Source organism: Mesoflavibacter sp. SCSIO 43206 (genome assembly GCF_019904215.1).
GTDB classification, from domain to species: Bacteria; Bacteroidota; Bacteroidia; order Flavobacteriales; family Flavobacteriaceae; genus Mesoflavibacter; species Mesoflavibacter zeaxanthinifaciens.
In genome coordinates this window covers 2373789-2386048 of record NZ_CP063201.1, presented here as the reverse complement: position 1 = coordinate 2386048, position 12260 = coordinate 2373789, and the positions used below count along the sequence as shown (strand labels likewise).

Genomic DNA, 12260 nt, shown 5'->3' with positions numbered 1-12260 from the left:
TGTTTTAATTATCAAAACTAATACTCCAAATACCTCTAACTTGGTCTGTTATATAACCTGTAGCTTGGTCTTCTGGATATAACAAAGTTAACTTTTTTATTATTTCAGGTTTAATATTTTCGTTAGGTTTACCATGACACTGTAAACACATACTATTTGTAACGATTGGATAATACACGTGTACTTGATCTGTATCTTCTTTTACAATTGGACTAATCTCTTCTTGATTTGCCAACTGTTTTTTAAAGGTATTGATATAATCAAGCTCTATTGCGTTTGCTTTATTATTAGGATTTCTTGGTTTATCTGAAACTCTTTTAATATTAGCATTGTGTACAACACTCATACTATCTGTTAACGGATAAGCTTGCTCATTACAAAATGCTAACGCTTCTAAAGTTCCTTTTTTTTGAATGGTTCCCATCAAGTTTTTTCCTAAAACTGCTTTTGTAGTTAATGCATATTTTAAACCACGTTCGTCGTAAGGCAAATCTTCAAAATTAACCTCTGCTTGTTGTTTGTGCATGCCTTGTCCCATTCCTTTACCTTTTCCGTTACCCATGCCTTGACCTTTATGTTTACCTTGTTCTTCTTTAAAATGATCTTCAAACCATTCTGGTTGCTCAATATCAAAATCAAACATATATTCTGCAATTTGCTTAATATCTTCTTCTGGGAAAGATTGTTTTGGCATAACACCAAAGCGTTTTACAGCACCATAGAGTTTTGTATTTTCTTTAGTTGGGTTTTTTATAAAAGTATTTATTTCTGCGACAAATTTTTCTTTTGATGTATCTTCATTTATGTAATGCCTTTTAATTGCAATCATTGGAGGCGCAATCCTATCGTCATGACTAGCAGTTGGACTATGACAAACGTAGCAATGTTTTTCCATTAGCTTTTTACCAGGATGATTGTTAGCTTGTAATTGTACATCTAACGCAGAGTGTTGTTTCTTTTCTGAATCTTTACAGCTAAAAAAAGTGATTGCTAAAACTGAAATTATAAGTAACTGTTTCATGATTATTTTGATAATTTACCAGTCGCGCAACTGACGAAAGATTTAGCTTTAGATACTAATCCGTTTTCGTCTTCTATTGATGGATAACCTAAACTTTTTAGTTTTTGTTTAACCTCTATTGCATCTTCTGAGTGTGATACATTAAAAGTGACTTTACTTTCTTCTACATCTACTAGAATATTTGAAATTGTTTCAATTTCTGATAATTTAGTCGAAATGGTGTTTGCACAACCACCACATTTTAGGTTTTGAACTATTATTGATGTTTTCATATTTGTTTTTATTTATAATTTAAAATTCCGCCTTGCAAATCGTAGATTTCTTTAAAACCTCTTTCTGCTAATTTGTTAGCGGTTTGTCTGCTTCTATTTCCGCTTTTACAATAAATGTAAACTGGTTTTTCTTTGTCTAATTTGTCAAATTCTACATTAAATTTGCCCGAAAAAAAGTCTATATTTTTAGCGCCTTCAATGTGTCCTGCTTCAAATTCAGCAGGTGTACGTACATCTATTAATTGCACGTCTTTATCTTGGATTTCGGCTTTAAATTCTTCTGGAGATAATACTTTTATTGGTTTATCTTGTACTGAATTATTTCCGAATAAAAATGAAAATATTGACATAATGAGTATGTATTTCATCTATAAAAATTTCTATAAAATTACGTCAATTTGTTACTATTGTTGGTAACCTTTGTTACAAAAAAAAGTGTGTGCTACAGATTTGTAACACACACTTTTAACTAACTAAAAAACTTAAAACTACTTTAATGTTGATGGACAAACATAGTCTGTTACTGGTATATCTGTTTTTTTGATAGCACCGTAACCGCCACCAACATCTATTAAGTTGTGGATGCCTCTACTTTTTAAAATAGAAGCTGCTATTACAGATCTATATCCTCCTGCACAATGCACATAAAATGTTTTGTTATCTGGAAATTCTTGTAAATAATTATTTATGTAATCCAATGGTGTACTTTTTGCTCCGTCAACGTGTTCGGCAGTAAACTCTCCATTTTTTCGTACATCAAATACAACGTCTTTATTATCTTCAAAACGGTTAGCGAATTCTTCTGCTGAAATTGAAGTTATAGTATCATACTCTTTACCAGAATTTTTCCAAGATTGAAAACTACCATCTAAATAACCTATTACGTTATCAAAACCAACGCGAGATAAACGTGTTACCACTTCTTCTTCTCTTCCTTCTGGAGCCACTAAGAGTATTGGCTGACTTACGTCTACAATTAAAGCACCAACCCAAGGAGCAAATCCACCATCTATACCAATAAAGATTGAACGTGGTATGTGACCTTTTACAAATTCTGATTGATGACGTACATCTAAAATAATAGCTTCAGTCTCATTTGCTGCTGCTTCAAAAGCTTCTGGTGATAACGGTTTATTAGATTTAGTGATAACGTTATCAAAACTTTCGTAACCTGTAATATTCATCATTACATTTTGAGGAAAATATCCTGGTGGCTCTGATAAACCGTCAAGAACTTCTTCTATAAATTCTTCTTTGGTCATATCTGCTCTTAAAGCATAGTTGACCTTTTTTTGATTTCCTAAAGTATCTGTAGTTTCTTTACTCATGTTTTTACCACATGCCGATCCTGCACCGTGATTTGGATACACTATTAAATCGTCACTTAATGGCATAATTTTGTTACGTAAAGAATCGTATAGATATCCTGCTAATTTTTCTTGAGTTAAATCTTCTACCACTTTTTGCGCCAAATCTGGACGACCTACATCACCAATAAATAATGTATCGCCTGTAACAATACCGTGTTCTTTACCGTTTTCATCTATTAAAAGATATGTGGTACTTTCCATTGTATGACCTGGTGTATGAATAACTTTTATCTTGTAGTTACCAACTTCAAAGATTTGTCCGTCTTCTGCTACTATTGCTTCGTAATTTGGTTTTGCTGTTGGTCCAAATACAATGCTAGCTCCTGTTTTTTCTTTTAAATCTAAGTGACCAGAAACAAAATCTGCGTGAAAATGCGTTTCAAAAACATACTTGATTTTTGCATCGTCTAATTTTGCTCTATTAATATATGGCTGAACTTCGCGAAGCGGATCTATTATTGCTACTTCTCCATTGTTTTCTATGTAATACGCTGCGTGAGCTAAACAACCAGTATAAATTTGTTCTACTTTCATGTTATTTTATGTTCTAATTCAATTTTAAAAATTGATTATTAATGGGTTATAAAATTAATTGATTTGTAATTATATAGATGTAACAAAAGTTACAATTATCATTTAGTTAACTCTTTGAAGATTATATATATCCCCATAACGAGTACAAACCATCCAAATCCTTTTTTAAGTTTTGCGCCTTCAATAAATTTTGAAAGATATGTGCCGATAAATATACCAATAATAGAGATGGATGTAAAACTTAATAAAAACAACCAATCTATTTCTATATTTTGAACATCTCCTATAAATCCTATTAACGAGTTAATAGCTATGATTAATAACGAAGTTGCTACAGCATTTTTTATAGACATTCTAGCAAAAAACATTAGTGTTGGAATGATTAAAAATCCGCCACCAGCACCAACTAATCCTGTTAAGACACCTATAAATGCCGCTTGAAAAAAGAAAACCACAAAATTAAGGCTTACATCTTCTTCTATAACTTCTTTTTTACTTTTTAACATAGATATTGAAGCTAAAAGCATTAATACTGCAAATAGTAACATTATTGCAATATCTTTTGTGATTATAAAATTGTTTATTTTATAAAATTGTTCTGGTATTGCTGGTACTAAATACTTACGTGTTAAAAATACTGCTGTAAATGCAGGAAGAGCAAAAACAATTGCTGTTTTAAAGTCTACTAATTTTTTTTGAATGTTTTTTAAAGCTCCAACTAAAGCAGAACTACCAACCACAAATAAAGAATATGCTGTAGCTGTAATTGGATTGATCCCTAAAAGATAGACTAGTATAGGAACTGTAAGTATTGATCCGCCACCACCAATTAAGCCTAAAACAAGACCTATTAGTAATGCGCCTATGTATCCAAGTATATATTGTATTTCCATAGTTAAGAGTTAGTACTCAAAACTAATAATGATTAGCTTGTTTTTTTGTAACATTTGTTACAGGTTTATAAGTCAAGTACTTTAATATTATTTCTGTGTAGCTCTATACGACCATTTATTTCTAGAGCTTTAAGTAGTCTTGATATTACAACCCTTGATGTATGCAAGTCTGAAGCTATTTCTTGATGTGTAACATGTATCACATCGTTATGATTTACCATTGCTTTATCTTTAAGGTACTTAAATAGTCTTTCGTCCATTTTTAAAAAAGCAATAGTATCTATAGCTTCTAAAAGCTCGGTCATTCTGTTTTGATAGCTTTGTAACACAAAATTACGCCATGACTTATACTTGCCAAGCCACTCTTCCATTTTTTGAACTGGCACCATTATTAACCTTGCATCTGTTTCGGCTATTGCTCTTATTTCACTTTTAGAATCTCCTAAACAACAGGATAATGTCATTGCACAAGTATCACCTTGTTCTATAAAGTAAAGAATAAGCTCATCTCCTTCTTTATCTTCTCTTAAAATCTTAATAGCTCCGCTAATTAATAGTGGCATAGATTTTATGTAGTCTCCTATTTCTATCAATTTAAGTCCTTCTGGAATATCTCTATAAGTACCAACATTGTTTATTTCTTGAAGTAATTCATCTTCAAATAAATAGCCATAATACTGCTTAAGCTCTTCTATCATTTTAGAATAATTTTTCTACGTAAAGTTATGTATTTTAAGTAATATTAAGTTTAAGTTTGCTAAAATTTAATCTTGTTTATGTTAAAAGCTGTGTTATTTGATATGGATGGTGTAATTGTAGATACAGAACCTTTACACAATAAAGCCTATCACAAAATGTTTGAAGACTATAAAATTGATGTAACTAAAAATTTATACGAAAGTTTTACTGGTCAATCTACAAGAAATGTTTGTACCAAACTTGTTAATCATTTTAATTTAAAAGCTAATCCTAAAGATTTAGAATTGTGCAAGCGTAGTCACTTTAATGGTTTATTTGAAACAGACGAAAGTTTACAGCTTTTAGATGGTGTACTTGATATTATTGTAGATTATTTTAATAATGGTTTAACTTTAGTTTTAGCTTCTTCAGCTTCAAATAGTACAATTAACAAGGTGTTTACAAGGTTTGAATTAGACCAGTATTTTAAAGCAAAAATTAGTGGTGCTACTTTAAAAGCATCAAAACCACATCCAGAAATTTTTGAAAAAGCAGCTCAATTAGCTGGTTTTAAACAAGAACACTGTATTGTTATAGAAGACTCTACAAACGGTATAAAAGCAGCAAAATCTGCAGGTAGTTATTGTATTGGATACGACAGTTTACACTCAAAAAATCAAGATTATAGTCAAGCAGATTTAGTAATTTCTTCTTTTAAACAAATACCTTATCAAAAAGTTAAAACACTTATTTAATTTATAGTGTTATGACCAATGTCATGTTTTAAATAGTTTTTGCACACTAATTTTGAATTATAAAAAATTAGTTATGTGCTTTTCTTTAGTTAACAAATACAATGTAGCCGGACCTAGATATACAAGTTATCCAACGGTACCATATTGGAATACAGAAACGTTTTCTTCTAACAAATGGAAAGAAAGCCTTATAAAAGCTTTTAATGAAAGTAATCAAGAAGAAGGTATAAGTCTTTATATCCATCTCCCTTTTTGCGAAAGTTTATGTACTTTTTGTGGTTGTAACAAACGTATAACTAAACGCCATGAAGTTGAAACTCCTTATATTGAAGCTGTTTTAAAAGAATGGAATTTATATTGCGAGTTGTTTGATGACAAACCAATTATCAAAGAGCTTCACTTAGGTGGCGGAACACCAACATTTTTTTCGACAGAAAATTTAACACTTCTAATTAATGGTCTTAAAGCTAAAGCAGAACTTGCTAATGAATATGAATTTAGCTTTGAAGGTCATCCAAATAATACCACAAAAGAACATTTACAAACCTTATATAATTTAGGGTTTAGACGTGTTAGTTTTGGTGTACAAGACTACAACCCAATAGTACAAAAGGCAATACACCGCATTCAACCTTTTGAAAACGTAAAACGTGTTACAGAACAAGCTAGAGAAATTGGTTACACCTCTATTGGACATGATATAATTTTTGGTTTACCTTTTCAAACAGAAGCACATGTAGAAGCAACAATAAAAAAAACAAAAGCGTTACAACCAGACCGTATTGCTTTTTACAGCTATGCCCATGTCCCATGGATAAAAGGTAATGGACAACGTGGTTTTAAAGACAGTGATTTGCCAAAAGCAAACAGTAAACAAAACCAATATCAATTAGGTAAAAAACTACTAGCAGATGCAGGTTATTACGATATAGGCATGGATCATTTTGCACTAAAAACAGACAGTTTGTATAAAGCTAGTAAAAACGAAACCATGCATCGTAACTTTATGGGCTACACAGCATCAAAAACTAAAGTTATGATTGGTTTAGGTGTATCTTCTATAAGTGATAGCTGGTATGCTTTTGCACAAAATGTTAAAAATATTGAAGACTATTATCAACTTATAAACGATAATATAATACCTGTATTTAGAGGTCATATTTTAACTACAGAAGACCTAATAATAAGACAACATATTTTAAATTTAATGTGTCATTTTAAAACAAGTTGGATGTCAAATGGTTTGTATTTTGAAGAAATACCAGAAATACTAATCAAATTACAAGAAATGCAACAAGATGGATTAGTAAACATAAAACTAAATCAAATTTTTGTTACAGAAAAAGGCAAACCATTTATAAGAAACATATGTATGGCTTTTGATTTGTTACTACAAAGAAACAAACCAGAAACACAACTTTTTTCTATGACAATTTAAGCATGTTAATTAAAGCTTAAATCATAAAAAAAACCTTTAAAACCTTAAAAAATTAATAACTTTATATAACTCTTAAAATCAACAAAAAATGAAAAAAATAATTGTACCAGTAGATTTCTCAGATCATTCTAATTACGCTTTAGAAGCTGCATCAATATTAGCAAAAAAATATAATGCAGAAATCTTAGCATTGCACATGTTAGAAATCTCTGAAACTATATTAACTAAAGGAGAAACAGCTTTACAAGACGAAACTGTTTTCTTTATAAAACTAGCAGAAAAAAAGTTTAATGAATTTTTAGAGCAAGACTTTTTAGAAGGTATTAACGTAACACCAATAGTTAAACATTTTAAAGTATTTAGCGAAGTAAATGATGTTGCTAAAGAGCAAAATGCAGATATGATTGTTATGGGATCTCATGGTAGTAGTGGCTTAAAAGAAATATTTGTTGGATCCAACACAGAAAAAGTAGTTAGACATGCAGATATACCTGTACTTGTAATAAAAAACAAACCGACTACGTTAAGTTTTGATAATGTAGTGTTTGCTTCAGATTTTACAGAAAAAAGTGTTACACCTTATTTAAATGCTACTAAGTTATTTAAAACTTTAGGTTCTAAATTACACTTGCTATATGTAAATACACCTGGGGACAACTTTAACAGCTCTCAAGAAATAGAACAAACCGTAGCAGACTTTTTAACTAAAGCAGATGGCGACTTAAGTCAATTAGATAACGTAAAATATGTATCAGATTACACCGTAGAAAAAGGTGTTTTAAACTTTGCTAATGTATCTGGCGCAGATGCTATTGCTATAGCTACACATGGTCGTACAGGGTTTACACATTTCTTATCTGGAAGTATTTCAGAAGATATTGCTAACCACGCGTCTTTACCTGTTATAACTTTTAAAATCAAGTAATAAAACTTAAAATATACTAAAAAGCCAGCAAAAATGCTGGCTTTTTTATTTCCTAACAGTTGTCATGTTTTATTATGAAAATTTAAAATAACTTTAAGTAAATCAAAAAACTTAAAACTATGAAACACATTTTAATTCCTGTAGATTTTTCAGATAACTCTTGGGCTGGATTAGTATACGCTGTCAAACTATATAGAGATGACTTATGTACTTTTCATCTTTTACATACAGAAGTTTTAGATCCAGAAATACTTTCTACATTAAATGAAGTCTACATAGAAAACATAATGAAATTGGGCAACGACCAACTAAATCAATTTAAAGAACAAATTAAAAGTAGTGATCCTAATACTAATCATGAGTTTAAAACTATTATAAAATTTCAGCCTTTAACAAATGCAATAGAAGAAGTTACAAAAAAACTCTCTGTTGACTTAGTCATAATGAGTACTAAAGGGATAAACAGTATATTAAATAGTTTGTTTGGTACTAATAGTGTTAATGTTGTAAAAACACATTTATCTTGCCCAGTTATAATTTTACCAGAAGATTATGACTATAACCCTATAAAACAAATTGCTTTTTCAACAGATTTAAACCGTTTTTACACTACAGAAGAGTTAACTATATTAAACGATCTAGCTTACGACAATAACGCTGTTTTAAGGATCATGCATATAGAAACTAATAAACCATTATCAAGCATACAAGATTATAATTTATCGGTACTTAAGTCAAGTTTACAAGGCTTTAAAACACATTATCATAGTGTACCAAACTTTGATAAAAAAACCGAAGTAATAAATACTTTTATTAAAGATTTAGAGATCGATTTATTAGTAATGGTTAATTACAAACACAGCATTTTTGAGAAAATATTAAATGAGCCTGTGATTAAAAACATTGGTTTTAACCCACAAATACCATTTTTAGTTATTCCTAATAACAATACAGCTAGCTAAACCCACATGATAATTATCATAGTTAATGTAAGTATATAGTACTAACTTAAAGGTATAATTACTAACCCTTAAACATTAAAACAATGAAAACTAACAAAGGAAAATTAGTAGAATGGTTTAGCGCAGAGCGCATGCACGAAATGTCAAAAAATTGGCTATCAGATCTTAATTTTATTAAAGATGAACAATTATTTTTAGAAGAATTAATTACAAATTATACCAAAAAAATTATAAGCAACAATGACTTAGAGCGTGCTCAAACCGCAACAACAGCCTTATACAGAACCAAACGTGGTAGTGAAAAACTAATTAATAACTTGATTAAACATGAACAAGAACTTGAGATTATTGTAAACGGTATTGATGAGCTTGAAGAAGAAAACAAATACAAAAAAGAACACAGAGAGTTTACCTCTAAAATAAGTGAGTTTTTTCATGATTACAAAGCTGTAAAATTTGAAATTTTTAGCTTAATTAAAGATTTAATGAAAACAGATAAAAACCAGCATTTAATTAAATAGTTTATGCTTTCTAAATATTTTGGTGTATTTCTATTACTTGTTTTACTTGCAGAAATTTTAGGCACGGTTGGTGGTTTTGGCTCGTCAGTATTTTTTGTACCAATTGCTAACTTCTTTTTAGATTTTCAAACTGTTTTGGGGCTTACAGCCTTGTTTCATTTATCTAGTAACGTAGTAAAAATAGCATTTTTCAAAAAAGGAATTGACAAACAAGTTATCCTTTACTTAGGTATACCAGCTGTTATTTTTGTAATTATCGGTGCTTACGTAAGTCAGTTTTTTAACACTAAATTACTTACCTATTTTTTAGGCGGATTTTTAATTGTACTTAGTCTTATCTTTTTAATTTTTAAAGAATTAATCATAAAAGCATCCAATAAAAACGCCATTCTAGGAGGCATTTTATCTGGTTTTAGCGCAGGTTTATTAGGTACAGGCGGAGCAATAAGAGGCATAACTCTTTCTGCCTTTAAAATGAATAAAGAAAAATTTATTGCTACGTCTGCTATTATAGATTTAGGTGTAGATTTAAGTAGAAGTGTTGTGTATTACAACAATGGTTACATACAAAAAGATATTTTATACCTCATCCCTATCCTATTAGTAATTAGCGTTATCGGGACTTATATTGGTAAAAAAATCCTAAACAAAATATCTCAAGATCAATTTAGAAATTTTGTACTAATACTAATCTTAATTATCGGTATCTCTAGCTTTGTAAGTCTTTGGTTTTAATCGTGAAGAATAAACAAAGGTACTTTTGCTACTTTACTATGTTTTGTAATTGGTGATCCTTTAAAAAGTCTTTCAAAAAAAGTAGTTTGCTGTATAATAAACACCTCAAAATCTATAGTATTTGTTTGCACATAAGTATCTACAACATAGTGTAATGGCACATTAGTAATATTGAAATAGCTATAGTTTTCTTCAGAAAAGTTTGAATTTAAAACCTCAACATCTGCCTCTTTAAAGCTATCATTTTCAGTTTCTATAACTCTAAGAACATGAAATTTAGTCTCTTTATTATGTAAAAGACTAGAAATTAAGCTTAATCGCGTTTTGTTTATATAATCTTTTTCATCTAAAGGAATTAAAACTTCGTTAGGTGTTTCAAATTTAAAATCCTTTGGAATAACAAGCGTTGGACATTCAACTTTTCTAATTACATTAAGTGTATGACTACCAAAAACAACCTCATCTGCACCAGTCACACCGTTAGTTCCCATAACGATTAGATCTATGTTTTGAAGTTCAATTAATTGATTGATTGCATCTGTAAACACATCGTAATCTACATGAGAGTTTATAGTATGCTTATCGTTTTTATATGACGTTTTTAAACTGTTTACAAGGTCTTCTAAATCTTCTTGTGGCGACTTTACGATACTTGCATATAAATTATCTGTGCTACTAGTCATCAAATCTGCAGACGTAAATGCAGACGCTTTATGCACGTAAACTAAATGAAACGTTGTTTCATTATTTTCAAACAACTGCATAACATAATGAATAGCGTTTTTTGAAGTTTCAGAAAAATCGGTAAGTAACAGAATGTTTTTCATATAAAATAGATTGGTTTTGAGATTTCAATTCAGAATGAAATTAAAAAAATAAAGATAAGAAGAAATTATTGACAATTAATAGCGCCTTCTACCATTTCTACAACAGGAGCTGGAGAAATATAAGGAATACCAAGACCTAAACCTCTTAAAATAAATAGCGCACCAATTACCACAACAAAAACAGGTATTGCCTTTTGGATGCGTTGTTTGGCTTGTGTATTTAAAAATTTACCTAAATAAATAGCGCTGGTCATTAAGGGTATTGTGCCTAATCCAAAAAAGAACATATATAAACTACCTTGCCAAGCTGTGCCAGTTGCAATAGCGCCAAAAACAGCCATATAAACTAATCCGCAAGGTAAAAATCCGTTTAAAAAACCAATCGTTAAAAAAGTATCTGCTGTTTTCTTTTTTAAAGCTTCACCCATTTGTTTTTTTACAAAAGCTACCGCTTTGTAAATAGGTTTTACTACAAAGTTTTGTCCTATTTTTTTATAAGGGAACACAACAACAACTATCATTGACACACCAATAATTATAGATAGTTTTTGCTGTAAACCAAAAATATATAAGCTTTTACCAATTAGCCCAAAAATTAACCCAATAATACTATAAGCTAGTAAACGACCAATATGGTAAGCTGTAATTTGAGATATTTTTTTAAAAGAATTACTTCTATCAACAGGCAACATAAAGGCAATAGGACCGCACATTCCTACGCAGTGAAAGCTTCCTAATAAACCAAATATGATAGCCGTAAGTAGCATTTTAATATAAAATTTCTTCTTTATAAAGGTAGTTGTTACCTTTGTAACTCCAATCTATTTTAATGTTCCAACGACCATCTAACAAACGTTTGTCAGGTATGAGCAAATTGTGGTTAGACAGAGAAATTGTGGTTTCAAAGTCCAATTGTTTATTAGATGGTCTATATAGGAACACTTTACCTGAAATATTACTTGGCTCTAAATTTTCAGGAAAACTGATTAGCATGCCATTTTCTGTTTTTTGCCACTTTAAGTTAGCAGACAGTGTTTTGGCATTTTTTTCTTTATCTATATCGTTTTGATATTTTAATTCTTGTTTATAGTAATCTTCTGTAACTAAATCATGATCTAACTTCTTGTCAGTATTCATATTGATAACAAAGTACATTATAAAGCTAATAAAGCCAATAAATGCAATTACAATTCCGGTTCCCCAATTAAGTTTCATATCTCTAAAATGTTTATGGCATTACCTTACGCAAGCTTCAGGTCAGGCTTTCGGTAGTCGCGCTTTACAAGGCGCTCCAACAATACCTCAATCCTTAATGCAAGGTGTACTTGC

At 30.2% G+C, this 12260-nt stretch carries 15 protein-coding genes; 6 read left to right on the top strand and 9 right to left on the bottom strand.

The features are described from left to right. Nucleotides 1–4: 4 nt before the first annotated feature. The 6 genes from INR78_RS10975 to INR78_RS10950 form a co-directional block, all read right to left on the bottom strand. Nucleotides 5–1021: a DUF3365 domain-containing protein gene (locus INR78_RS10975; protein WP_223076547.1), complete on the bottom strand. Its 1017-nt coding sequence runs from the start codon at nt 1019–1021 to the stop codon at nt 5–7. Nucleotides 1022–1023: 2 nt separating this feature from the next. Further along, a complete protein-coding gene (locus tag INR78_RS10970; RefSeq protein WP_223076546.1) occupies nt 1024–1293 on the bottom strand; it encodes a heavy-metal-associated domain-containing protein in 270 nt (89 codons plus the stop codon). Between the two features lie 8 nt (nt 1294–1301). Next, nucleotides 1302–1661 (bottom strand): rhodanese-like domain-containing protein, encoded by a 360-nt coding sequence (locus INR78_RS10965; RefSeq protein WP_255593066.1) that lies wholly within the window; start codon nt 1659–1661, stop codon nt 1302–1304. 120 nt (nt 1662–1781) lie between these two features. Further along, nucleotides 1782–3197 (bottom strand): rhodanese-like domain-containing protein, encoded by a 1416-nt coding sequence (locus INR78_RS10960; protein WP_106678529.1) that lies wholly within the window; start codon nt 3195–3197, stop codon nt 1782–1784. A 98-nt stretch (nt 3198–3295) separates the two neighbouring features. Further along, nucleotides 3296–4090: a sulfite exporter TauE/SafE family protein gene (locus tag INR78_RS10955; RefSeq protein WP_106678531.1), complete on the bottom strand. Its 795-nt coding sequence runs from the start codon at nt 4088–4090 to the stop codon at nt 3296–3298. Nucleotides 4091–4155: 65 nt separating this feature from the next. Continuing rightward, nucleotides 4156–4788 (bottom strand): Crp/Fnr family transcriptional regulator, encoded by a 633-nt coding sequence (locus tag INR78_RS10950; RefSeq protein ID WP_223076545.1) that lies wholly within the window; start codon nt 4786–4788, stop codon nt 4156–4158. A gap of 78 nt (nt 4789–4866) precedes the next feature. Between INR78_RS10950 and INR78_RS10945 the strand changes: the two genes are divergently transcribed. From INR78_RS10945 to INR78_RS10920, 6 genes are all read left to right on the top strand, one after another. Beyond that, nucleotides 4867–5523 (top strand): HAD family phosphatase, encoded by a 657-nt coding sequence (locus INR78_RS10945; protein WP_027879831.1) that lies wholly within the window; start codon nt 4867–4869, stop codon nt 5521–5523. A gap of 73 nt (nt 5524–5596) precedes the next feature. Further along, nucleotides 5597–6961 carry an oxygen-independent coproporphyrinogen III oxidase gene (gene hemN / locus INR78_RS10940; protein ID WP_223076544.1) on the top strand — a complete coding sequence of 455 codons (1365 nt, stop codon included), beginning with the start codon at nt 5597–5599 and terminating at the stop codon, nt 6959–6961. Nucleotides 6962–7049: 88 nt separating this feature from the next. Continuing rightward, a complete protein-coding gene (locus INR78_RS10935; protein WP_223076543.1) occupies nt 7050–7886 on the top strand; it encodes a universal stress protein in 837 nt (278 codons plus the stop codon). Nucleotides 7887–8005: 119 nt separating this feature from the next. After that, nucleotides 8006–8848: a universal stress protein gene (locus tag INR78_RS10930; RefSeq protein WP_223076542.1), complete on the top strand. Its 843-nt coding sequence runs from the start codon at nt 8006–8008 to the stop codon at nt 8846–8848. 83 nt (nt 8849–8931) lie between these two features. Next, the gene (locus tag INR78_RS10925) at nt 8932–9369 is read left to right on the top strand and encodes a hypothetical protein (protein WP_223076541.1); all 438 of its coding nucleotides are present in this window, start codon (nt 8932–8934) and stop codon (nt 9367–9369) included. A gap of 3 nt (nt 9370–9372) precedes the next feature. Beyond that, complete coding sequence (locus tag INR78_RS10920; protein WP_223076540.1) at nt 9373–10104, top strand: sulfite exporter TauE/SafE family protein; 732 nt, start codon at nt 9373–9375, stop codon at nt 10102–10104. Here the strand turns inward: INR78_RS10920 and INR78_RS10915 are convergent. From INR78_RS10915 to INR78_RS10905, 3 genes are all read right to left on the bottom strand, one after another. Beyond that, nucleotides 10101–10931, bottom strand: coding sequence for a universal stress protein (locus tag INR78_RS10915; RefSeq protein ID WP_223076539.1), 831 nt, complete (start codon nt 10929–10931; stop codon nt 10101–10103). The two genes, INR78_RS10920 and INR78_RS10915, sit on opposite strands and share 4 nt — an antisense overlap. Nucleotides 10932–10996: 65 nt before the next feature. After that, nucleotides 10997–11698 carry a sulfite exporter TauE/SafE family protein gene (locus INR78_RS10910; protein WP_223076538.1) on the bottom strand — a complete coding sequence of 234 codons (702 nt, stop codon included), beginning with the start codon at nt 11696–11698 and terminating at the stop codon, nt 10997–10999. Between the two features lies 1 nt (nt 11699). Continuing rightward, the gene (locus INR78_RS10905) at nt 11700–12146 is read right to left on the bottom strand and encodes a FixH family protein (protein WP_223076537.1); all 447 of its coding nucleotides are present in this window, start codon (nt 12144–12146) and stop codon (nt 11700–11702) included. Nucleotides 12147–12260 lie beyond the last annotated feature (114 nt).